Consider the following 23452-nt stretch of genomic DNA (forward strand, 5'->3'; position numbering starts at 1 on the left):
TGCGAAATGAGCTTTACCGCGTGTACCTGGGCGATCCTCGGGTTTATCAATAGCGTCTCCGCCGACCGTTCCGGGAACATCCCCAAATACCTGGCTGAGCTGCATGCTTCAGCCATGCATTACGTCCTGCCTCATCGGCGAGAGGAGCGCATCTACCCCCGGGCTATCAGGCTCAAATCCCCGAAGTATCCGATCAGAAAGAAAAATGCCAGTCAGCTTAACTGACTGGCATTACCCCAAAGGGTGCTTTTTTTTGAATCTGAAACCTGAGTATTTAGCGGTTCTCGTCATTCTGCGTCAGGACCAGCTTGCCTTCCTTGTCGACCGGAATCTGGTTACCCGGATCGCGATCCATCCGCACTTTGCCTTCCTTGCCATCCAGCGAATACCGGACATCGTAGCCAACGACCTTGTCGCTGATATCGTTCACAGTATTGCAGCGAGTCTGGGTCGTAGTGTAGGTGTCACGCTCTTGCATGCCTTCCTGAACCTTGTTGCCCGCATAACCACCGCCGACAGCACCCGCGACCGTGGCAATTTTCTTGCCGGAGCCGCCGCCAACCTGATTACCCAGCAGACCACCCGCTAATGCACCGACCACCGTACCGGCGATCTGGTGCTGATCTTTGACCGGCGCCTGCCGAGTCACGGTAACGTCCTTGCAAACTTCACGTGGCGTCTTGATTTGTGTCTTGACCGGCTCAACGGCGAGTACTTGCGCATACTCAGGACCGCTTTTAACCAGGCTGTAGGTAGCGACAGCACCCCCGGCAGTCACACCGACAGCACCCAAAACCGCACCAACCAGCATCGACTTGTTCACATGAACCTCCTGACCATCACATGCGGGAAAACCCGCGCTTCTCCCAGCCTTGGAGCACAAAAAAAGGCGCGAGTTCAACTCGCGCCTTTTTCGGCAGACAGCGGGAAAGCGAAGGCCGTTATGGACGGTCGTCGACTTCCTTCTCGGTCGCCGCAGGAGGAATCAAATCCTCGCTGCTGAGGTTCAGCCAGATCAGCACCACGTTCGCGATGTAAATCGACGAGTAAGTACCCGCCAGAACACCGATGAACAGCGCAATGGAGAAGCCGAACAGGTTATCGCCACCGAAAAACAGCAGCGCCGCAATCGCCAGCAACGTGGAGATCGAGGTTGCCATGGTCCGCAACAGGGTTTGCGTGGTCGAGATGTTGATGTTCTCGATCAGGGTCGCCTTGCGCAGTACACGGAAGTTCTCACGAACCCGGTCAAATACCACGATCGTATCGTTGAGCGAGTAACCAATGATCGCCAGTACCGCCGCCAATACCGTCAGATCGAAAGTGATCTGGAAGAACGACAGAATACCGATGGTCACGATCACGTCGTGGATCAACGACACGATGGCGCCGACCGCAAACTTCCACTGAAAGCGGAACGCCAGGTAGATCAGGATACCGCCCAGCGCCATCAGCATGCCGAGGCCGCCCTGGTCGCGCAGTTCTTCACCCACCTGCGGGCCGACGAACTCTACGCGCTTGACCTGCGCCGGGTTATCGCCGCCGACCTTTTGCAAGGCCTCGGCCACCTGGTGACCCAGTTGCGGATCTTCACCCGGCATACGCACCAGCAGGTCGGTGGTTGCACCGAAGTTCTGCACGATGGCTTCGTGATAACCCGCTGTCACCAGCTGCTCACGCACCTTGGTGACGTCGGCCGGACGCTCGTAGGTCAGCTCGATGAGCGTACCGCCGGTGAAGTCCAGGCCCCAGTTCATGCCCTTGGTGGCCACACTGAACAACGCCAGTGCGGTAAGGAACAATGTGACGCCGAACGCGAAGTTGCGAACGCCCATGAAGTTGATTGTACGTAACATGGCAGCCCCTTAAATCCACAACTTCTTGAAGTCACGACCGCCGAAGATCAGGTTGACCATCGCGCGGGTCACCATGATGGCCGTGAACATCGAGGTAAAGATCCCGAGGGACATGGTCACTGCGAAACCTTTGACCGGGCCGGTGCCCATCGCAAAGAGAATCCCGCCGACCAACAAGGTGGTCAGGTTGGCGTCGAGAATCGCGGTGAATGCCCGGCCGAAGCCTTCGTTGATTGCCCGTTGTACGGTCATGCCTGCAGCGATCTCTTCACGTATCCGCGAGAAGATCAGTACGTTGGCGTCGACCGCCATACCCATGGTCAATACGATACCGGCGATACCCGGCAAGGTCAGCGTTGCACCCAACAGAGACATCAAGGCCAGCAGCAGCACCATGTTCACCGCCAGAGCGACGGTGGCGATGATGCCGAAGAAGCGGTAGATGGCGATGATGAACAGCGAGACAAACAGCATGCCCCACAGCGATGCATCGATACCTTTGGTGATGTTGTCGGCACCCAGGCTTGGACCAATGGTGCGCTCTTCAGCGAAGTACATCGGTGCAGCCAGACCACCGGCACGCAGCAGCAGTGCCAGCTCGGAAGACTCGCCCTGGCCGTTCAGGCCGGTGATGCGGAACTGAGCACCCAGCGGCGACTGAATGGTCGCCAGGCTGATGATCTTCTTCTCTTCTTTAAACGTTTGAACCGGCACGTCTTTCTCGACGCCGTTGACCATCTGCTTGGTGTAGGTGGTAACAGGGCGCTGCTCGATGAAGATCACTGCCATGCTGCGACCGACGTTGCTGCGAGTCGCACGACTCATCAGCTCGCCACCGTGGCCATCCAGACGGATGTTCACTTCTGGCGTGCCGTGCTCGCCGAAGCCAGCCTTGGCGTCAGTCACCTGGTCACCAGTGATGATCAGGCCACGCTCGATCTGTGCCGGCGGACGATTGCCTTCACGGAACTCGAAGGTCTCGGAAGTGGCTTTCGAAGCACCCGGCTCAGCTGCCAGACGGAACTCAAGGTTGGCCGTCTTGCCGAGGATACGCTTGGCTTCTGCAGTGTCCTGAACGCCCGGCAGCTCAACCACGATGCGGTTGGCGCCCTGACGCTGAACGATCGGTTCGGCAACACCCAGCTCGTTGACGCGGTTACGTACCGTGGTCAAGTTCTGCTTGATGGAGTATTCACGGATTTCCGCCAGCTTGGCCGGGGTCATCGCCAGACGCAGCACCGGCTGACCATTGAGGTCGGCCGGAACAATGTCGAAATCGTTGAAGTTCTTGCGGATCAGCACACGGGCTTCTTCGCGGGCCGCTTCATCACTGAAGCCCAGCTGAATGGCACCGTTGAATTGCGGCAGGCTGCGATAGCGCAGTTTATCTTTACGCAACAGGCTCTTTACGTCGCCTTCGTACACTTTCAAGCGTGCGTCGATTGCTTTGTCCATGTCCACTTCCAGCAGGAAGTGCACACCACCGGACAAGTCCAGACCCAGCTTCATCGGGTGCGCGCCCAGGTTGCGCAGCCATTGTGGCGTGGTTTGTGCCAGGTTCAGTGCAACGACGTAGTCATCGCCCAACACCTTGCGCACGACGTCTTTGGCAGGCAGCTGAGCTTCAGCCTTGGTCAGACGAATCAGACCACCCTTGCCGTTCGCCGAGAGCGTGGCAGCCTTGACGTTGATCCCGGATTCCTTGAGCGCAGCGCTCACGCGATCCAGATCAGCCTGAGTGACGACCAGCGCAGTGCTTGCGCCGCTGACCTGAATGGCCGGGTCATCAGGATATAAATTGGGAGCGGAATAAATCAGTCCGACCGCCAGCACCGCCAGGATCAGAATGTATTTCCACAGAGGGTATTTGTTCAGCATCACGCCGCCCGCTATATGACGCGGGGCGCCTTGCGCGCCCCGTCGATTGAGTAGAAGTTGAAACTTAGATCGCTTTTAGCGTGCCTTTTGGCAGCGTGGCGGCAATGGCGCCTTTCTGGAATTTCATTTCGACGGTGTCGGAAACTTCCAGAACAACGAAATCGTCTGCCACTTTAGTGATCTTGCCGGCGATACCACCGGTGGTCACAACTTCATCGCCTTTTTGCAGGCTGCTCAGCAGGTTCTTCTGCTCTTTGGCGCGCTTGGCCTGTGGACGCCAGATCATCAGGTAGAAGATGACCAGGAAACCGACCAGGAAAATCCACTCAAAGCCGCCACCCATTGGGCCCGCAGCAGCAGGTGCAGCAGCGTCAGCCATGGCATTAGAGATAAAAAAGCTCATTTAGCACTCCAGTTGCAAATGTTGGATCTTAGGGTCAGAAAACTCAATCCAAAGGCGGAACAGGTAACCCGCGTTTGGCGTAGAAGGCATCGACAAAGGCGGCCAATGTACCTTGTTGAATAGACTCGCGCAAACCAGCCATAAGCACCTGGTAATGGCGCAAATTGTGGATGGTATTCAACATGCTACCCAACATTTCGCCGCACTTGTCCAGATGGTGCAGATAAGCACGGGAGAAGTTCTGGCAGGTATAGCAATCGCAGGTCGGATCCAGCGGCGAATCATCATGGCGATGGAACGCGTTACGGATCTTCAGCACGCCGGTGTCAATGAACAGATGCCCATTGCGGGCATTACGGGTTGGCATCACGCAATCGAACATGTCCACACCGCGGCGCACACCCTCAACCAGATCTTCCGGTTTGCCAACGCCCATAAGGTAACGAGGTTTGTCAGCCGGCATCTGACCCGGCAGGTAATCCAGCACCTTGATCATTTCGTGCTTGGGCTCGCCCACCGACAGACCGCCAATGGCCAGGCCATCAAAGCCGATTTTGTCGAGGCCTTCCAGGGAGCGCATGCGCAGGTCCTGGTGCATGCCACCCTGAACGATGCCAAACAGCGCCGCCGTGTTGTCGCCATGGGCCTCTTTCGAGCGCTTGGCCCAACGCAACGACAGCTCCATCGACACGCGAGCGACGTCTTCGTCAGCCGGGTACGGGGTGCATTCGTCGAAAATCATCACGATGTCCGAGCCCAGGTCACGCTGAACCTGCATCGATTCTTCCGGCCCCATGAACACCTTGGCGCCATCAACCGGAGAGGCGAAGGTCACACCCTCCTCCTTGATCTTGCGCATGGCGCCCAGGCTGAACACCTGAAAACCACCGGAGTCGGTCAAAATCGGGCCTTTCCACTGCATGAAATCGTGCAGGTCGCCGTGCTTCTTGATCACTTCGGTGCCAGGACGCAGCCACAAGTGGAAGGTGTTGCCCAGAATGATTTCCGCGCCGGTGGCGGTGATATCCCGTGGCAACATGCCCTTGACGGTGCCGTAGGTGCCCACCGGCATGAAGGCCGGGGTTTCTACGGTACCGCGTGGAAAGGTCAAACGACCGCGACGAGCCTTGCCGTCAGTAGCAAGCAACTCAAACGACATACGACTTTGGCGACTCATTCTTTGTCCTCAGGGCCACGTGGTGCGGGGTTACGGGTGATAAACATCGCATCACCGTAGCTGAAAAAGCGGTATCCATGCTCGACGGCGGCTTTGTAGGCAGCCATGGCTTCGGGATAACCGGCGAACGCCGAAACCAGCATCAACAGCGTGGATTCGGGCAAATGGAAGTTGGTGACCAGGGCATCGACCACATGAAACGGTCGGCCCGGGTAGATAAAGATATCGGTGTCGCCACTGAACGGCTTGAGCACGCCATCGCGCGCCGCACTTTCCAGCGAACGCACGCTGGTGGTCCCCACGGCCACCACGCGACCACCGCGAGCGCGACACGCCGCCACCGCATCCACCACGTCCTGGCCGACTTCCAGCCATTCGCTGTGCATGTGGTGATCTTCGATCTTCTCGACGCGCACCGGCTGGAACGTACCGGCGCCGACGTGCAAGGTCACGAACGCAGTCTCGATACCCTTGGCGGCAATCGCCTCCATCAGCGGCTGATCGAAATGCAGCCCCGCCGTCGGCGCCGCCACAGCGCCCAGGCGCTCGGCGTAGACCGTCTGATAACGCTCACGGTCCGAGCCTTCATCCGGACGGTCTATATAAGGCGGCAACGGCATGTGCCCGACGCGGTCAAGCAGCGGCAACACCTCTTCGGCGAAACCCAGCTCGAACAACGCATCGTGACGCGCCAGCATCTCGGCTTCGCCACCGCCATCAATCAGGATCTTCGACCCCGGCTTCGGCGACTTGCTGGAACGCACATGCGCCAGCACGCGATGACTGTCGAGCACGCGCTCGACCAGGATTTCCAGCTTGCCGCCGGAAGCCTTCTGGCCAAACAGCCGCGCCGGAATCACCCGGGTATTGTTGAACACCATCAAATCGCCCGGGCGCAAATGCTCAAGCAAATCAGTGAATTGACGGTGTGCCAGGGCGCCGCTGACCCCATCAAGGGTCAACAGGCGACTGTTGCGACGCTCGGCCAAAGGATGGCGGGCGATCAGCGAATCTGGGAGCTCGAAGGTAAAGTCAGCAACGCGCATGATGGGGTTCGTCTAGCAGGGCCGGGAAGTCTAGCGGAAATATCAAAAATTCTCCATGTACCTGATTGACCAACGGTTATCTCATCTCTATACTCCGCGGCCATTGAGCCCTGATGGCGGAATTGGTAGACGCGGCGGATTCAAAATCCGTTTTCGAAAGGAGTGGGAGTTCGAGTCTCCCTCGGGGCACCAAAATTAAGAAAGGTCTTGCTTAGCAAGGCCTTTTTTTTCGCCTGTAGAAAAGCACCTGACACCCCACCGACCTGTAGGAGCCGGCTTGCCGGCGAAGCTTTTGGATTTCTCGCAACCTAGGTTGGTACGACAATTCTCAAGGATTCACCCCATGGAACTGCTGCTGGAAACCGTCGCCCTGTTCTGCCTCAAGCTTGCTTATGAGACGGAGGATTCGAGTCCGATTCTTCGGGATGATTTGCTGATGAGTGATTATGAGCGGGAGGTTTTTGGGTTGCTGGTGCGCAGAGGTGATGTCGAGGCGATCCAGTTTAGAGTGGCGCACTGCGCGAATTTGGCGCTGGAAGCTTTGGACGGGGCCGATACACCGCTAGGGCGCGAGCTGCATAGACTGTCAGCTGACTTCTACGCCGCGCAGACGATTGCGCAGCTTGAAGCGCCGCTCCTTGTGCTCAAGGACTACTTGAAAGCCATTCAATAAATCGAAGGACGATTCACCTGAAGGCATACCCACGCTAGTCACCACGTATTGATGAATAATAAATCTGACGCCTGAGTACCTGAACTGTTTGCAAGACGGTGGCGCATTGGGTATCCATGTTCGCTGATCTGACACTATGGCGGAAACCTGCTCCCACAGGGGTAGTTTGTGTGTGTGCTGCCTGACATGTGGAAAACCAACTAGATTTCGCCCCCCTCGAGAAAATAATAAATCTGCCCCTTTTTATCCCCGCCTGTAGACAGATGCAAGCAGTAGTGGCCAAATGCCAAGCTCAAGGGTAAAACTCTTCTTTCATCGATCAGCGATTCAGCAAATAAGCGAATTAGCTAAACCTAGGATAGCACTAATGGCTAAAAGGATCTCCCAGATGGACCGATCTAAGCTAATAAACTCATCTGAATCGCTAATGAAAGAGTTCGATAGTTCTATTGATGTTTACAAGGCTTTTTGTAGCACCACTGCAGACTTGATAAAACGGCTTCTAGCATCCAAGCAGCTGACTGTCCACTCAATATCAAGCCGTTGTAAGGATAGAGCAAGCCTTGAGAAAAAAATCATAAAAAAAGCACATTACCGAAATTTGCTAGATATCACTGATTTGGCGGGTATTAGAATAATCACCCACTACTCCGATGATGTAGACGTTATTGCCAACCTTATCGAAAAAGAATTTGATATTGACAAATCAAATAGCATTGACAAGCGTACAATTTTGGACCCCGACAGATTTGGATATTTATCACTCCACTATGTTGCATCTCTGAAAAAAACTCGATCCAAACTCCAAGAGTATGCAGACTATGATGGCTTAAAAATTGAAATACAAATACGATCGATTCTGCAGCACACGTGGGCAGAAATCGAACACGACATCGGCTATAAAAATGAAATAGAAGTACCTGGCCCTATAAAAAGAAAATTTTCCCGATTGGCAGGCCTTCTAGAATTAGCTGACCAAGAGTTTATTTCCATTCGAAAAGAGATCGACAAGTATTCAAAATCGCTTGACAAGCAAATCTCAAGCGGAAGTAAAAGCATAGGATTGGATGCTGTCTCCTTCGAGAAATTTGTAACTTTGAGCCCAGCCAGCATAGCTCTAGACTCGGAAGTTCATAAAGTTGGCAATTATCGCCCCGCCCCATTTAACAATGAAACTAGGCTTGTAAGCAGACTTGTCAAAGCAGGAATAACCACAATAGATTCTTTGACGACACTGTTATCGATACACCACGCAGACATTCTTCGTATGGTGTCACTATTAAGAAACCTCCAAGACGAAGATGGCGAAGGTAACAACAATGACGTCACAGCTGTTGCACCTGGTATTAGCTCATTCTTTTTATTGCATGTCCTTATTGCCAAAAAGACAAGAACTGAAATTATAAAATACCTAGAGGAAAATGACTGGCTTCGGACACCCGGAGGGGAAGAGTTCCTAGAAACACTCGTTAACTTCTTTCAATAATCACTTACAATAATGGGACGTATATATTATCGGGACGCCACCCAATAATAAATCCGCCCCTTTCCCGTAAACCACACGGCGCATCGAATATAAACTCAATGTCCAGCATCATTTTTTGGAGAATCGAGCTGAAGATAAATAAGTCGAGGCTTTTGCCTCAGGGCATGTGTACCGTAGGTTTTAATAAGCCTATATTTCTCTGCATCGTAACTAATACTATCTACTAGACAAGCTTCCGCGACGCTAGGATTTTGCAAGCGTAGTGAGGCATAATTCCTCTTAGCCCAACCGGAAACAATTTTTCGTAGAATATTCTCGTGATTATCGCCAACGCTCCTTGGAATAAAACCAACAACATTTAAACAATACCCTATAATCATCGCACTCTTATAATTTTGAAATCTACCCATATTGACAATCTCATCATAAATGAGACGACGAAGCTTGTGTTTTATTATTTTTCCAGCCACTCCCTCAAGCTTAAATCCCATCAACTCCCCCCACACATAGTTATGTTGGATCGTCCAACAAAGCTCTGATGGCGATTGAACTCTCGCAGCTGAAAAAACGACTGAAAAGATCAGCCTAGCTATCTCATCGTAAATAGTTTCACCCCTTCTTGAACTCGTAATTCTAAGCGGCAAGAAGTTGGGTATTTTTTTCGCATTAAGGAGTAGTGCAGCGCTTCCAACAAAGTCAACCACCGCTCGTAATTTTTCTTGCTCGTCTTCATCCCTGACATACTTCTCCATTCCATTAATTTTATACAACCCATATGTAGCCTCGCCTATATACCTCAATGCTTGTGACAAAGAGAACGACGGCCCCATAATACCATTTTCAATTTTATCGCTAAGCACCATCAAGACCACTCGGCAATATGCCTTCCACTTACATGCGTCCCACTTCCACTGCCCTAGTACATCTGGATTCAGCAACGTACCGATTCCTTCAACCATTTTGTAATCAGCAAACATTGCCTGACTTAATGGCTTATGGTACCCCAACAATCCAGACTCATAGCCATCAGTCTCGTGATACAGGAATGAATCTGTGTTTGCTAAAGCTTCTGCGACAATATTTTTCGCGAACGTTTCAATCTGAATACCATATTTTCTCTGCTCTCCAACCGCTTGAAAGAAGGCCAATGCAGTACCTGGGGACGATTGAACTATAGTTCTGCAAAATTTTTTATCAGCAATCAACAATAACAAATCGTCCGCATAATCCTCAGCTGTTGGAAGTAGACTTTCTAGATCGCGCGAATCCGCGCCTCTAACACTTCTTGTTTTTTTACTATAATCCGTTGAGTATAAAACCAGATTTTTTGCCGAGAATGCGAGTTCATCTGCGATAACGGACAACTCTGCTGTCGACCCCTTAAGTACAAATCGATAAAGTGCTTGCGCATAACGTTTCGCGTTTCGTCGCCCATAAACTGGAGGTTTTATGAATGCGAACCAAGCCCAAGACAGGAACGTTGTTATATATACGCCTCCTAGAATGGCCTGCCACTCTGAAGGGGTTAATAAACTCCCTTTGGGAACTGGCCATCCCTCAGCTCGCCAAAGATCAGTCAAAAGTGTCAGCACGCCAACTGCTGCAACAACATAAAACGTAATCATACGTAGCGGCACAGGAGCAGCTGCAATTCGAAAACGATACAGAACGTCTGCCGTGGTCCAAGCAAGCACCATCAAAGCAAGCCCGGCAAGAAACTCCGACACTCCAAAAATTTTTGGTCCATTCGTATCCAATGAAATAAAACACACGAACCCGTAGCAAAATTCCGTAACCACCTATCCCTCCTTTTACCACTGCACAAAGCGGTGAGCGTGATGCTGCTCAGGAAAAAATGACCACCTCTTGTTGGCCAACCTGAACCTTCGTATTTTCTTGCATTTATGGAGCTAAGAGCAGCATTCCTGCATGTATCACAGACCATATTATTTGCCTGCAAGTCGCGAAGTATGGACGCCTTCAGTCTCCATTGGTGTTAGAAATCTGAAAAAGTTCTTGGATTGAAATACCGCATAAATACGAGTTTTCCGAAATGAGTAGATACCGTTCATTTTCAGGCGCAAGTGCTCGCGTTGGGAGCTTTCGGCGGTTGCAGGGAAGGAGTCTGCAGGTTACCCTCCCCCGTCGCTGCCAATTCAGCGGCCGGGTGTGGTAACCCGAGTTATTCAAGGCGCAACAGCGCCCCAGTCACGTCTTCAGGCGCTTTTTTTATGCCTGCAGCGTGAGTCATGGCGGCTGTGCGTGGGACGCCTTCGGGCGTGCCGGTTTCCTTGATTCCCGGTTTACCACCCTGCGCACAGCTGTCACCCATTCGTGTGGTAACGAATCTGGCAGCTCCATATATCAAGGAGTCTGATAATGTGCAGCATCAATCCGTACGAAATTTGGCATTTCCTTCAACGCGACGCCCAGTTGCGTAACGCCCCACTGTCTACCCTCTCCCACCGCATCTCCATCATCGGAGGTGGCCAATGACCGATCAATCAGAGCTGAAAACCATCGGCCTAACCCCCGCCATTTACTGCGCCGATCAACCGCTTTTCCACGTCACTCGTGGCGTCCCACTCGGCGATGCATTGGCCATGGCTTCTGACTTTCTGTTTCTCGCCAAGAAGCTGAATGAAGATGCCGCGTACGCCACAGACACCGACCGCCACGCTTGGGCTGCGCATTATTTGACGGCGATGAGTAAGGCGGTGGTTGATGATGCAGTGAAGGTACTGACGCGGGATCGGAAGGTTGCACCGATGTAGAAGCAGGCAGCGGAGGCTGAAGGGTAGCCTCTGGGTTTTAGACGTCAGGCATAACGCATGTAGGACGGGTTTGGTCGCGGGTTGGGGCATTCAGCGGGAGTGGTGATTCCCTAGAGTTTTTCGCGAGCAGGCTCGCTCCCACAAGGGGGCGGTTAAACCAATTACCATGCTCCAGAAACAAGAAGGCCCGAACGTAATGCCGGACTGAGCCAGCACCAGAGGATCGGGCGCGATTGGGACTGATGCTGTCGGAGCCTGATGACTATGTCAACGTCGATGCCACATGAAACGCTGGTTTGTGCCTACACCTAAGCGGGCGGAGGCTAAGGCTGGAGGTAGTGGCTAGCTTTAAGCATTGATGTTGGCTGGTCTGACGCTTTCGCGGGCAAGCCCGCTCCCACAGGGATTGCGGCCAGCTGGAGGCCGTTGTTGGCCCCGAGTTTTTCGGGGCTTTTTAGTGTTCGGGTCAGAGCACGTGCTGGGAAATCAGTTTCGAGATTTCCACCATCGACGTCTTGCCGGTGAATTCGAACTTCACTTTCCCCAACGACGAAAAGTAGATCTCCAGCTCCGAATCCAGGTCAAACGTCCCGGACGTTTCCACCGAGTACGCCAAGATGTTTTTGTAGGGCAGCGAGGTGAAGTCTTTTTTGCTGCCGGTGATGCCCTGCACGTTGACGGCGATGATGCGTTTGTTGGTAAACACTACGCCGTCGCGCATGGATTTGTAGGCGTCGATGACCTGCTCCCCTTCCAGCAGCAGCGCGCTGACGCGTTCGGCGTATTCTTCGTTTTGCTTGAGTTTGAAGAAGCCTTTGTTGTTGAAATCAATCATTTGTCATTCCCTGTTTTTTGAATGTAAATCCCGAGTACGAGCGGCGTACGGCGTCTTGGGCTGGGCCTCGTCTAGACTTAATGGGTAGTCGTAGAAAGAACCAAACACGTCGCTTTGGTGCAGTCGAATCAATAGCAGCGTGGCAAGCTCCCTTAATGCCCTTTTGAGGTGCGGCAAAGACCGCGCCGGGTAAAACAAGATGCCCGCTCAGGGTGCCCTGGCCAACGGCCTGACAATGCCACGATACCGTGACGTGGTGTGAGTGCCGCAGCCGACACTTTCGGACGACCGACGACCGCCTGGTTTGTCCGTGACCGTGAGGATTGCTGAATGCCTGATGAGATGTTGCACCTGCCGATGGTCAACAGCCTGCTGGAGCGCCACAAGGGCTCTGCGGGTGCACTGTTGCCCATCCTTCATGAGATTCAGGCCGGTATCGGTTACATCCCCGATGCCGCCATCCCCGAGATTGCCCACGCCCTCAATCAGAGTCAGGCCGAGATTCGCGGCGTGATCACCTTCTACCATGACTTTCGTACCGCGCCGCCGGCCCGGCATATCCTGCGCCTGTGTCGGGCGGAGTCCTGCAAGAGTCGCGGTGCCGAGCAGCTTGCCGCGCAGTTGCGTGATCGCCTGCAACTGGACGATCACGGCAGCAGCGCCGATGGCAGCATCAGTTTGCGTCCGGTGTATTGCCTTGGTGCGTGCGCCTGTTCGCCAGCGCTGGAGCTGGATGGTCAGGTGCATGCGCGGCTCAGTGCCGAGCGTCTCGATGCTTTGCTCGACGCTTGCCGGGAGGACGTATGAGCCTCTATCTATCCTGTGATTCGCTGGCCCGAGCCGTCGGTGCCGATGAGGTGGCGTCGGCCCTTGCCAGCCAGGACCTGCAACGCACCAGCTCTCGCGGCCTGTACTGGCTGGAACCATTGCTTGAAGTGGACACGCCGCATGGTCGAATCGGTTTTGGCCCGCTGACCGCTAGCGATGTGCCGTCGGTGCTCGATGCGCTGCAAGGCGATCCGTCCTCGCACCCACTGGCCTTGGGCTTGGTGGAAGAATTGCCGTATCTGAAGTCTCAACAACGTTTGCTGTTCGCCCGCGCCGGCATCACCCGGCCGCTGTCGCTGGACGATTACCGGGCCCACGGCGGTTTCGAGGGTTTAACAAGAGCCGTCACTATTGGCGGCGATGAAACCGCAACGGCAGTGTTCGATTCAGGCCTGCGTGGCCGTGGCGGCGCAGCCTTCCCCGCCGGGATCAAGTGGCGCACGGTCCGCGCCACTCAAGCTGTGCAGAAGTACATTGTGTGTAACGCCGACGAAGGCGACTCCGGCACTTTCGCAGACCGCATGTTGATGGAAGGCGACCCCTTCCTGCTGATCGAAGGCATGGCCATTGCCGGCATCACCGTCGGCGCCAGCTACGGCTACATCTATGTGCGCTCGGAATACCCACAGGCCGTGGCCACGTTAAACGAGGCGCTGGAGATTGCCCGGACTAACGGTTACCTCGGCGCCAATGTCGGCGGCAGCGGTCAGGCCTTCGATATGGAAGTGCGCGTCGGTGCCGGTGCTTACATCTGCGGTGAGGAAACCGCGCTGCTGGACTCGCTCGAAGGCAAGCGTGGGATCGTCCGCGCCAAGCCACCGATCCCCGCCTTGCAGGGCTTGTTCGGCCTCCCGACCTTGGTGCACAACGTGCTGACCCTGGCTTCGGTGCCGCTGATTCTGGCCAAGGGCGCGCAGTTCTATCGCGATTACGGTATGGGCCGTTCCCTCGGCACCATGCCCTTCCAGTTGGCGGGCAATATTCGTCGTGGCGGCTTGGTGGAACGGGCCTTTGGCCTGACCCTGCGGGAGCTGGTGGAAGACTACGGTGGCGGTACCGCGAGTGGCCGGCCGCTGAAAGCAGCACAGGTCGGTGGCCCGCTCGGTGCCTGGGTGCCGCCAAGTCAATTCGACACGCCACTGGATTACGAAGCCTTCGCCGGTATCGGCGCGATGCTCGGTCACGGTGGTGTGGTGGTGGCTGATGACAGCCTGGACATGGCCCACATGGCGCGCTTCGCCATGCAGTTCTGCGCCGAGGAATCCTGTGGCAAATGCACCCCCTGCCGCATCGGCTCGACCCGCGGCGTGGAGGTCATCGACCGCCTGCTGGCCGCGCCTGACCAAAATGGTCGCGATGCGCAGGTGATCATCCTCAAGGACCTGTGCGACACCTTGCAATACGGTTCGCTGTGCGCATTGGGCGGCATGGTCTCCTTTCCGGTCGCCAGTGCCCTCAAGTATTTCCCCGCCGACTTCGGTCTGCAGTCCTCGGAGGCCGACCAATGATCACTCTCTTCGACCCGAACACCGATATCGATCTGGGCACTCCGGCCCGCGAAAGTCAGGTGCAAATCACCCTGAACATCGACGGCCGCAGCATCAGCGTGCCCGAAGGCACTTCGGTGATGCGCGCCGCTGCGCTGTTGGGCACCACCATTCCGAAACTGTGTGCCACCGACAGCCTGGAAGCCTTCGGCTCTTGCCGCATGTGCCTGGTGGAAATCGATGGCATGCGCGGCTACCCGGCGTCCTGCACCACGCCGGTCAGCGAAGGCATGAGCGTGCATACCCAGACGCCGAAGCTCGCGACGCTGCGGCGCAACGTCATGGAATTGTACATCTCCGATCACCCGCTGGACTGCCTGACCTGCTCGGCCAATGGCAACTGCGAGCTGCAAACCGTCGCCGGTCAGGTCGGCCTGCGGGAAGTGCGTTACGGCTATGAAGGCGACAACCATCTCGCCGACAAAAAGGACACTTCCAACCCCTACTTCGACTACGACCCGAGCAAGTGCATCGTCTGCAACCGCTGCGTGCGCGCCTGCGAAGAAACCCAGGGCACCTTTGCCCTGACCATTACCGGACGCGGGTTCGAATCCCGGGTCGCGGCCGCCGGTGGCGAGAACTTCCTCGACTCGGAATGCGTATCCTGCGGCGCCTGTGTGCAAGCCTGCCCCACCGCGACCCTGATGGAAAAAAGCGTGGTCGAACTGGGTCAGCCCGAACGCAGTGTGATCACCACCTGTGCCTATTGCGGCGTGGGCTGCTCGTTCCGCGCCGAGATGAAAGGCGATCAACTGGTGCGCATGGTTCCGGACAAGAACGGCCAGGCCAACCATGGCCACTCTTGCGTCAAAGGGCGCTTTGCCTGGGGCTACGCCACCCACCCGGATCGCATCACCAAGCCGATGATCCGCCAGCACATCAATGACCCTTGGCAAGAAGTCAGCTGGGATGAAGCGGTGACCTACGCCGCCAGCGAATTCCGCCGACTGCAGCAAAAATACGGCCGCGATTCCATTGGTGGGATCACCTCCAGCCGCTGCACCAACGAAGAAACCTACCTGGTGCAAAAACTGGTGCGCGCCGCGTTTGGTAACAATAACGTCGACACCTGTGCGCGGGTCTGCCACTCGCCGACCGGTTATGGCCTGAAACAAACCCTGGGCGAGTCCGCCGGCACCCAGAGTTTCGACTCGGTGATGCAGGCCGACGTGATCCTGGTGATGGGCGCCAACCCCAGCGACGCCCACCCGGTATTCGCCTCCCAGCTCAAACGCCGTCTGCGTGAAGGGGCGCGGCTGATTGTTATCGACCCACGCCGCATTGACCTGGTGGACTCGGTGCATGCCCGCGCTGAATATCATTTGGCCCTGCGCCCGGGCACCAACGTCGCCATGCTCAACGCCCTGGCCCACGTTATCGTCACTGAAGGCTTGCTTGATCAGGCGTTTATCGATGCCCGTTGCGAGGGCAGCGATTTCGCCCGCTGGAGCGAGTTCGTAAGCCGTGCGGAAAACTCGCCGGAAGTGCTTGGCGCCATCTGCGGCGTAGAGCCTGCCGACATCCGTGCCACCGCCCGTCTGTATGCCACCGGCGGCAACGCGGCGATCTACTACGGCCTCGGCGTCACCGAGCACAGTCAGGGCAGCACTGCCGTCATGGGCATCGCCAACCTGGCCATGGCCACCGGCAACATCGGCCGCGAAGGCGTGGGCGTGAACCCGTTGCGCGGGCAGAACAATGTTCAAGGCTCCTGCGACATGGGCTCCTYCCCCCACGAGCTGCCCGGCTACCGGCACATCTCCAACGAAGTGGTACGGGCGCAGTTCGAACAGGCCTGGAACGTCACTCTGCAACCCGACCCGGGCCTGCGCATTCCCAACATGTTCGAGGCCGCTTTGGGCGGCAGTTTCAAGGGCCTGTATTGCCAGGGCGAAGACATCGCCCAGAGCGATCCGAATACCCAGCACGTTACCGCGGCGCTGTCGGCCATGGAATGCGTGGTGGTGCAGGATATTTTCCTCAACGAAACCGCCAAGTTCGCCCACGTGTTCTTGCCGGGCAGTTCGTTCCTGGAAAAAGACGGCACCTTCACCAATGCCGAGCGGCGCATCTCCCGGGTGCGCAAGGTCATGGAACCGCTGGGTGGCAAGGCTGACTGGGAAGGCACCGTGGCCCTGGCCAATGCGCTGGGTTACCCCATGAATTACCAGCACCCGTCAGAAATCATGGATGAAATCGCCAGCCTGACGCCGACTTTCACCAACGTCAGCTACACCGAACTGGATCGCCACGGCAGCCTGCAATGGCCATGCAACGCCGCCGCACCGGACGGCACGCCGACCATGCACATAGAGGAGTTTGTGCGCGGCAAGGGGCGTTTCATGCTCACCGGCTACGTGCCCACCGAGGAAAAGGTCAACAACCGCTATCCCCTGCTGCTGACCACCGGGCGCATCCTCAGCCAGTACAACGTCGGCGCCCAGACCCGGCGTACCGAAAACGTCGCCTGGCACGACGAAGACCGCCTGGAAATCCACCCGACCGACGCCGAGAGTCGTGGCATCAACGAGGGTGACTGGGTCGGCATCGGCAGCCGTGCCGGGCAGACCGTCCTGCGTGCGCGGGTCACCGAACGGGTCGCGCCGGGCGTGGTGTACACCACCTTCCACTTTCCSGAATCGGGSGCCAACGTGATCACCACCGACAACTCCGACTGGGCCACCAACTGTCCGGAGTACAAGGTTACCGCCGTGGAGGTCAGCCGCGTCTATCACCCTTCCGAGTGGCAAAAACGCTATCAGGCCTTCAGTGATGAACAGGACCGTTTGCTCAAGGAACGCCGGCATGCCCGTGGCGCCAAAGCGGAGGTGCGCCGATGAGCACTGAAAACCTGATCAAAATGGCCAACCAGATCGCCCAGTACTTCGCCAGCGAACCGGACGAGCAAACCGCCGTGCTCGGTGTGCGTAATCACCTGAAAATGTACTGGACGCCCGGCATGCGCATGGAATTGCTGGCCTGGCAAACGGAGCATCAAGGGGCGGACATGCACCCACTGGCGCAAGCGGCTGTCAGTGGGGCGGGCTGGGAGGCTTAGGCTCACACAAACTCTTGGGCATGGGCCGTGAGAAATCGCGGCCCCCGCTTAACAGGAAAAGGCGACCACCTGAGCTATCATCGCCATCCTGTGCACCAAGAGTCTTGAACCCGGATGTCCGTATCTCTGCCATTGCCTGACGATTGCCACTCACTGCCTCCGGTGCTGGCCGGCCCGCTGTTGCGGCGGCTGGAACCTGCACGGCTGGTCATGTGGCTTGTCGGATCCCGACCGCTGTCACTGACCTTGCGTCTGCAAGATTGCGACGACATCCGCCTGGATGCCGGTCAGTGCATCGTCATCCCGATCGGCACTCACGGGTTTATCCACTTGATCGATGTGCCGCTGGCGACTGCCCTGCCCTGCGACACACTGATCGAATACGACCYGTTGATCGATGACGCCATGACGGGCATCGCCGAGTGGGCTCCGCATCTACTCTACGGCGAAGCGCGTCGCCCGAACTTTGTCCTGCGCTCGCGCATTGATCAGTTGCTGCATGGTTCCTGCCGCAAACCGCATTACCCGGTCACCGATGGTCTTATCTGTGTCGACCGTGTGTTGGCCGAGGAACAGGACGCCTCGCAGCGGCCGGCGTTGTTGATGATGAGCGGCGATCAGATTTACGCCGACGACGTTGCGGGCCCGATGTTGCGGGCGATCCATGCCTTGATCGAGCGGCTGGGCCTGTTTGAAGAACACCTCGAAGGCGCCGTGGTCAGCGACAGCGCCAAACTCTACGAACACCCGGCCAGTTACTACCACCGTGCGGATTTGTTACCGGCGCTCAAGAGCAACGAAACCCTGCGTGATCGATTTTTCGGCGGCGCGAGCAAGCCGATTTTCACCAGCAGCAGTGCCGACAATCACCTGATGACCTTCGCGGAGGTGATGGCCATGTACCTGCTGGTCTGGTCGCCGACGCCCTGGACACTGATCAATCCGCAACCTCCCGTGCTGACGCTTGCACGACACAAACTGTATGCCGAAGAACAAACGTGTATCGATGACTTCCAGTCGGGCCTGGGCGGTGCCGCGCGGGCAATGGCGCATCTGCCCTGCCTGATGATCTTCGACGACCACGATATTACCGATGACTGGAATCTGTCCGCGCAGTGGGAGGAAACGGCCTACGGCCATCCGTTCTCCAAGCGCATCATCGGCAACGCCTTGATCGCCTACATGCTGTGCCAGGGCTGGGGTAACAACCCGGATGCATTTGGCGACGTACTGGAGAAAACCCGTTTGCTCAGCGACACCGCGGGTGACCGTTACCTCGACAGTCCGGTGCAAGATGACTTGATCGACGCGCTGTTGAAATTTCAGCAGTGGCAATACGTGCTGCCGACCACGCCCGCACTGGTGGTGATCGATACCCGCACCCGGCGCTGGCGCAGTGAGATGAACCTCAAGCTACCGTCGGGTCTGCTGGACTGGGAAGCCCTCAGCGAACTGCAACAGGAACTGCTGGATCACCCGTCGGCGATCATCGTTTCACCGGCGCCGATCTTCGGCGTCAAACTGATCGAAACCGTGCAGAAAGTCTTCAGCTGGTTCGGTTATCCCCTGCTGGTGGACGCCGAAAACTGGATGGCCCATCGCGGCGCGGCCCAAGTGATCCTGAACATTTTCCGACACTCGCGCACACCGGGTAACTACGTGGTGCTGTCCGGTGATGTGCATTATTCCTACGTCTACGAAGTCTTTATTCGACACCGCAAGGGCGGCCCGAAAATCTGGCAGATCACCAGCAGCGGCATCAAAAACGAATTCCCGCCCAGACTGCTCGAATGGTTCGACCGCCTCAATCGCTGGCTCTATTCACCGCGTTCGCCACTGAACTGGCTGACCAAACGCCGCCGCATGCGCATCGTCCCTCACACCCCCGAACATGCCGAGGCCGGCGAACGGCTATGGAACTCGGCAGGCATCGGCCAGGTGTTCTTCAATGAGAAAGGACAACCCCAGGACATTTATCAGCACAACTCAAACGGCTCGCCCAAGACCCGGATGGTTGCGCCTGAACATGACGACTGAAACGGCGAGTCACCATGAACCTCACCCGCACGCTGATCATCGGCAACTCTGGCTCCGGTAAAAGCTGGCTGGCGCAACGATTGGCGGCACAACTGAAGGCGCCATGGATCGATCTCGACAAGATTCACTGGATCTCGGACGAACACAGCATCGCCCGCCCCTATGCCGCAGTACTGGACATAGCGCGGGTTGCGGCCGATGAAGAACAGTGGGTGATCGAAGGCGTTTATGGCTGGATCGTCAGCGAGCTTATGCACCGGGCAACGGCGCTGATTTGGTTGTGTGTTGATGACGAAAACTGTGTTGCCAATATTCGTCAGAGAGTACAAAAACCGGACGATGACGAGTTGCTGAAGGCGATGCTTGTATGGGCCGCCAGTTATCGGATTCGCGAGGACTCCAGTGGATTTGCCGCACACCGGCAACTGTTCGGAGGGTTCAACGGTTCAAAACTCAAACTTGTGGATCGAACTGAAATCAACGAGTTCGCGAACACCGATAAACCATCCCCTATCCTCTAATGCCGATCAGTTAAACCGAACCGCACTTTGTAGCAGCTGGCGAAGCCTGCGTTCGGCTGCGTAGCAGTCGTGAAATCAGCCGATGCGGTGTTTCAGGTAGACCGCAAACTCATGTTTTACGACTGCTACGCAGCCGAACGCAGGCTTCGCCAGCTGCTACGGTTCGCGTATTAGGCTTAAGTGATCGGCATTACCCATACGCCCCCGATTTAAGAGCACTATATCGCTCCCCTATTCACGTCTGCGGACCTGAATCATGAGAGCGCCAAACCACCTCAATGCCCTGCGGGCCTTCGAATCAGCGGCCCGGCGATTGAGTGAAGTGGCCGAGGCTGGTGCCAGGGCCGTGCATTCACTATCGCGGAGGGCCGTTGGGATCACAATGCACAAGATCTGTGGGGGGGGGGGATGGAAAAACTTTGGAGCAAGAGATGGCACGTAATTCGGATTGGGACTACATCGCTCCCAGAAACGTCTTGAAGAAGCTTCGGCGATACTGAGTGCAAGCGCAGAGACCGCGTCTGTGCAACGACCACTCAGAGGTATTACCTTGTCATCCTGTACTCATTTCTGTACGTTCTCTGCATCAAGCGAGGACTACGCCATGCAAACCATCAACTACACCACCGCGCGGGCACATCTGGCGGAAACCATGGATCGGGTCAACGAAGACCGTGCTCCATTATTGGTGACCCGCCAAAAAGGTGAGCCCGTTGTGATGATGTCTCTCGCGGAGTACAACGCGCTCGAAGAGACCGCCTACCTGTTGCGTTCACCTGCCAATGCCGAGCGCCTGATCAAATCAATCGGCAACCTGCGAGCAGGGAAAACCCAAGCCCGGCAACTCATCGAAGAATGAAAATCGAGTTCACATCTGACGGTTGGGACGACTATCTATGGTTCCAACAAAACGACAAGGCAGGGCTCAAACGAATCAACCTGCTGATTAAGGCTATCCAACGTGAACCCTTTGCTGGACTCGGAAAACCTGAACCGCTCAAACACAATTTGAGCGGTTTTTGGTCACGCCGAATTACGGCTGAGCATCGATTGGTCTATGGGATCGAAGAAGGTTCGATATGCGTCGTGATGTGCAGGTATCACTACTGAGCGACCCTTTCAGGTCGCTCTCATTATCCGGCCAACCCCTCTGACAATCATCTCCACGTCCCGCTCATCAATCGTCAGCGGCGGCAGCAAGCGAATGGTCTTGCCCCGTGTCACGTTGATCAACAGACCGTGATCCCGCGCGGCAATCAGGGTCAGGTCGCGGATCGGTTGCTTGAGTTCGATGCCGATCATCAAGCCTTGGCCACGTATCGCCAGGACGTTCGGATCGTCCGCCAGTTCGCTACGTAATCTGGTCAAGAGGCGTTCGCCCTGAAGCTTGGCGTTTTCCAGCAGCCCTTGTTCTTCAATGATGTCCAGCACGGTGCAACCGACACGACAGGCCAGCGGGTTGCCGCCGAAGGTGCTGCCATGACTGCCCGGGGTGAACAGATCGGCGGCTTTGCCTCGGGCCAGACAGGCGCCGATGGGGATGCCGTTGCCCAACCCTTTCGCCAGCGTCATGACGTCCGGGACGATGCCTTCGTGCTGAAACGCGAACCATTGGCCGGTACGGCCGATGCCGGTCTGGATTTCGTCGAGCATCATTAGCCACGAGCGCTTGTTGCACAGTTCGCGTACTGCTTTGAGATAACCCGGCGGCGCCAGCTGGACACCGCTTTCGCCTTGGATCGGTTCCATCAGGATCGCCACGATTCTTTGGCCGTAGGCGTGCTGCACGTTCTCCAGTGCGCTGAGATCACCGAACGGCACTTTGACGAAATCCCCCGGCAACTCATTGAAACCCAGGCGCACGGCCGGGCCATCGCTGGCGGATAACGTGCCCAATGTCCGGCCATGAAAAGCGTTCTCCATGACCACCACCAGCGGTTGCTCGACGCCTTTGTGCCAGCCGTAAAGCCGTGCGAGTTTCAGCGCGGTTTCATTGGCTTCGGCACCGGAGTTGTTGAAGAACGCACGGTCCATGCCCGCCAGTTTCGTCAGTTTCTGCGCCAACCGCTGTTGCCAATCGATGCTGTAGAGGTTGGACGTGTGCAACAGCAAACCGGCCTGCTCGCTGATCGCCGAGACGATTCGAGGATGGGAGTGGCCGACATTGGTCACCGCCACACCCGCCACCGCGTCCAGGTACTCACGACCGGCCTCGTCCCAAAGGCGCGTGCCCAGCCCTCTGCTGAAACTCAGGGCCAGCGGTTGGTAAGTGCTCATCAGGCAGGCGGCGGTCATGGCATCAAGCTCCATCAAGGGTCGGTTTTTTGCAGTATGGTTAGCCACCTGAGCTGGATAAATGCTGCAATACTTCAATCATCTTAAAGCCGAGCTTGATAATGGATCTGTTCCAGGCAATGACCGTTTACGTACGCGTAGTGGAGGCTGGCAGCATGACGGYCGCCGCGCAGCAGTGTGAAATGTCCACGACCATGGTCGGCAATCACCTGCGAGCACTGGAGCAACGCCTGGGCGTGCGCTTGCTCCACCGTACGACTCGGCGCCAGCGCCTGACGGAGTTCGGCTCCGCTTATTACCTGCGTTGCCTTGAAGTACTGGGGTTAGTGGCCGATTCCGAACGCTTGGCCGAACAGAGTCAGGACGCGCCGAGTGGCATCTTGCGCATCACGGCACCGCTGACCTTCGGCACGGAAAAGCTCGCACCAGCGCTCAGCGAGTTTTCTCTGCAATGTCCGCAGGTCAAACTGGACGTGGTGCTCACTAACGGCCGCCCCGACCTACTCGAAAACGGCCTCGATGTGGCATTTCGCTTGGGCACCATTGAGCCGTCCAACCTGATCGCCCGCCCCCTGATCGACTACACCCTGACCATGTGCGCATCACCGGAATACCTGGCGCGCCGTACAACGCCGGAAAAACCCGAAGACCTGCAGCATCACGATTGCTTGTCCTTTGCCTATCCGGTCGGGGATGACTGGCAATCGGTCGCAAAACAATGGCGTCTGAGCGGGCCGGAAGGCGAAGTAATGGTGGCCGTCAGTGGTCCGATGCTGATCAATAGCTCCGCAGGGTTGCATCAGGCTGCTCGAACCGGGATGGGCATCGTGATGTTGCCCGATGCACTGGTCGAACAAGACCTGCTCAACGGAAAACTGGTGGCTTTGATGCAGAACTATCAACTGCCGAGCCGGCCGATGCACCTGGTGTACGCACAGGATCGCTACCGCTTGCCGAAATTACGCCACTTCGTCGACTTTGCCATGCAGTTATGGGGCAAAGACTAGGCGTGGCAATGCGCCATGCACTAATCTCGAC

Annotated in this window: 21 protein-coding genes, 1 tRNA gene and 1 pseudogene; 14 read left to right on the forward strand and 9 right to left on the reverse strand. The window is 56.5% G+C overall.

The genetic code is table 11. From position 1 onward, the window contains the following. Positions 1-225: pseudogene (locus tag AC1DSG_RS04665) on the forward strand (IS4 family transposase); the annotation flags it as partial. A 49-nt stretch (positions 226-274) separates the two neighbouring features. Here the strand turns inward: AC1DSG_RS04665 and AC1DSG_RS04670 are convergent. From AC1DSG_RS04670 to queA, 6 genes are all read right to left on the reverse strand, one after another. Beyond that, on the reverse strand, positions 275-823 hold the full coding sequence (locus AC1DSG_RS04670; RefSeq protein WP_477789804.1) for a glycine zipper 2TM domain-containing protein: 549 nt from the start codon (positions 821-823) through the stop codon (positions 275-277). A gap of 118 nt (positions 824-941) precedes the next feature. After that, positions 942-1856 (reverse strand): protein translocase subunit SecF, encoded by a 915-nt coding sequence (secF, locus tag AC1DSG_RS04675; protein WP_477789805.1) that lies wholly within the window; start codon positions 1854-1856, stop codon positions 942-944. A 9-nt stretch (positions 1857-1865) separates the two neighbouring features. Further along, a complete protein-coding gene (secD, locus tag AC1DSG_RS04680; protein ID WP_477789806.1) occupies positions 1866-3734 on the reverse strand; it encodes a protein translocase subunit SecD in 1869 nt (622 codons plus the stop codon). Positions 3735-3798: 64 nt separating this feature from the next. Then, positions 3799-4137 (reverse strand): preprotein translocase subunit YajC, encoded by a 339-nt coding sequence (gene yajC, locus AC1DSG_RS04685; protein WP_007916913.1) that lies wholly within the window; start codon positions 4135-4137, stop codon positions 3799-3801. A 43-nt stretch (positions 4138-4180) separates the two neighbouring features. Next, a complete protein-coding gene (gene tgt / locus AC1DSG_RS04690; protein ID WP_162131657.1) occupies positions 4181-5296 on the reverse strand; it encodes a tRNA guanosine(34) transglycosylase Tgt in 1116 nt (371 codons plus the stop codon). Between the two features lie 14 nt (positions 5297-5310). Next, the gene (queA, locus tag AC1DSG_RS04695) at positions 5311-6360 is read right to left on the reverse strand and encodes a tRNA preQ1(34) S-adenosylmethionine ribosyltransferase-isomerase QueA (protein ID WP_077431307.1); all 1050 of its coding nucleotides are present in this window, start codon (positions 6358-6360) and stop codon (positions 5311-5313) included. A 107-nt stretch (positions 6361-6467) separates the two neighbouring features. Here queA and AC1DSG_RS04700 point away from each other — a divergent pair. From AC1DSG_RS04700 to AC1DSG_RS04710, 3 genes are all read left to right on the forward strand, one after another. Continuing rightward, positions 6468-6552, forward strand: a tRNA-Leu gene (locus AC1DSG_RS04700). A gap of 151 nt (positions 6553-6703) precedes the next feature. Further along, positions 6704-7033: a hypothetical protein gene (locus AC1DSG_RS04705; protein ID WP_477789807.1), complete on the forward strand. Its 330-nt coding sequence runs from the start codon at positions 6704-6706 to the stop codon at positions 7031-7033. Positions 7034-7460: 427 nt separating this feature from the next. Next, positions 7461-8519 (forward strand): GTP pyrophosphokinase, encoded by a 1059-nt coding sequence (locus AC1DSG_RS04710; protein WP_477789808.1) that lies wholly within the window; start codon positions 7461-7463, stop codon positions 8517-8519. A 95-nt stretch (positions 8520-8614) separates the two neighbouring features. Here the strand turns inward: AC1DSG_RS04710 and AC1DSG_RS04715 are convergent, their stop codons facing one another. Next, a complete protein-coding gene (locus AC1DSG_RS04715) occupies positions 8615-10318 on the reverse strand; it encodes a hypothetical protein (protein ID WP_477789809.1) in 1704 nt (567 codons plus the stop codon). A 693-nt stretch (positions 10319-11011) separates the two neighbouring features. Between AC1DSG_RS04715 and AC1DSG_RS04720 the strand changes: the two genes are divergently transcribed. Continuing rightward, positions 11012-11293 (forward strand): DUF3077 domain-containing protein, encoded by a 282-nt coding sequence (locus AC1DSG_RS04720; protein ID WP_477789810.1) that lies wholly within the window; start codon positions 11012-11014, stop codon positions 11291-11293. A gap of 466 nt (positions 11294-11759) precedes the next feature. On the opposite strand, the gene AC1DSG_RS04725 is transcribed toward AC1DSG_RS04720, so the two are convergent. Next, positions 11760-12128 carry a PH domain-containing protein gene (locus tag AC1DSG_RS04725; RefSeq protein ID WP_477789811.1) on the reverse strand — a complete coding sequence of 123 codons (369 nt, stop codon included), beginning with the start codon at positions 12126-12128 and terminating at the stop codon, positions 11760-11762. Positions 12129-12458: 330 nt separating this feature from the next. On the opposite strand from AC1DSG_RS04725, the gene AC1DSG_RS04730 reads away from it, so the two are divergent. From AC1DSG_RS04730 to AC1DSG_RS04765, 8 genes are all read left to right on the forward strand, one after another. Further along, on the forward strand, positions 12459-12935 hold the full coding sequence (locus AC1DSG_RS04730) for a formate dehydrogenase subunit gamma (RefSeq protein WP_477789812.1): 477 nt from the start codon (positions 12459-12461) through the stop codon (positions 12933-12935). Beyond that, positions 12932-14464 carry a formate dehydrogenase beta subunit gene (locus AC1DSG_RS04735; protein WP_477789813.1) on the forward strand — a complete coding sequence of 511 codons (1533 nt, stop codon included), beginning with the start codon at positions 12932-12934 and terminating at the stop codon, positions 14462-14464. Before AC1DSG_RS04730 ends, AC1DSG_RS04735 begins: the two co-directional genes overlap by 4 nt. Further along, positions 14461-17343 carry a formate dehydrogenase subunit alpha gene (fdhF, locus tag AC1DSG_RS04740; protein ID WP_477789814.1) on the forward strand — a complete coding sequence of 961 codons (2883 nt, stop codon included), beginning with the start codon at positions 14461-14463 and terminating at the stop codon, positions 17341-17343. The genes AC1DSG_RS04735 and fdhF overlap by 4 nt, the downstream gene beginning before the upstream one ends. After that, a complete protein-coding gene (locus AC1DSG_RS04745) occupies positions 17340-17561 on the forward strand; it encodes a formate dehydrogenase subunit delta (protein WP_477789815.1) in 222 nt (73 codons plus the stop codon). Before fdhF ends, AC1DSG_RS04745 begins: the two co-directional genes overlap by 4 nt. A gap of 114 nt (positions 17562-17675) precedes the next feature. Further along, positions 17676-19598, forward strand: a complete 1923-nt coding sequence (locus tag AC1DSG_RS04750; protein WP_477789816.1) for an alkaline phosphatase D family protein — start codon at positions 17676-17678, stop codon at positions 19596-19598. Positions 19599-19612: 14 nt separating this feature from the next. After that, the gene (locus AC1DSG_RS04755) at positions 19613-20119 is read left to right on the forward strand and encodes a P-loop NTPase family protein (RefSeq protein ID WP_477789817.1); all 507 of its coding nucleotides are present in this window, start codon (positions 19613-19615) and stop codon (positions 20117-20119) included. 604 nt (positions 20120-20723) lie between these two features. Then, on the forward strand, positions 20724-20978 hold the full coding sequence (locus AC1DSG_RS04760) for a type II toxin-antitoxin system prevent-host-death family antitoxin (RefSeq protein ID WP_477789818.1): 255 nt from the start codon (positions 20724-20726) through the stop codon (positions 20976-20978). After that, positions 20975-21229: a Txe/YoeB family addiction module toxin gene (locus tag AC1DSG_RS04765; protein ID WP_477789819.1), complete on the forward strand. Its 255-nt coding sequence runs from the start codon at positions 20975-20977 to the stop codon at positions 21227-21229. The genes AC1DSG_RS04760 and AC1DSG_RS04765 overlap by 4 nt, the downstream gene beginning before the upstream one ends. A gap of 9 nt (positions 21230-21238) precedes the next feature. Here the strand turns inward: AC1DSG_RS04765 and AC1DSG_RS04770 are convergent, their stop codons facing one another. Then, positions 21239-22414 (reverse strand): acetylornithine/succinylornithine family transaminase, encoded by a 1176-nt coding sequence (locus AC1DSG_RS04770; RefSeq protein WP_477789820.1) that lies wholly within the window; start codon positions 22412-22414, stop codon positions 21239-21241. A gap of 101 nt (positions 22415-22515) precedes the next feature. Here AC1DSG_RS04770 and AC1DSG_RS04775 point away from each other — a divergent pair, with 101 nt between their 5' ends. Beyond that, positions 22516-23421: a LysR family transcriptional regulator gene (locus tag AC1DSG_RS04775; RefSeq protein ID WP_477789821.1), complete on the forward strand. Its 906-nt coding sequence runs from the start codon at positions 22516-22518 to the stop codon at positions 23419-23421. Positions 23422-23452: the final 31 nt, after the last annotated feature.

The organism is Pseudomonas sp. P5_A12 (assembly GCF_056400685.1).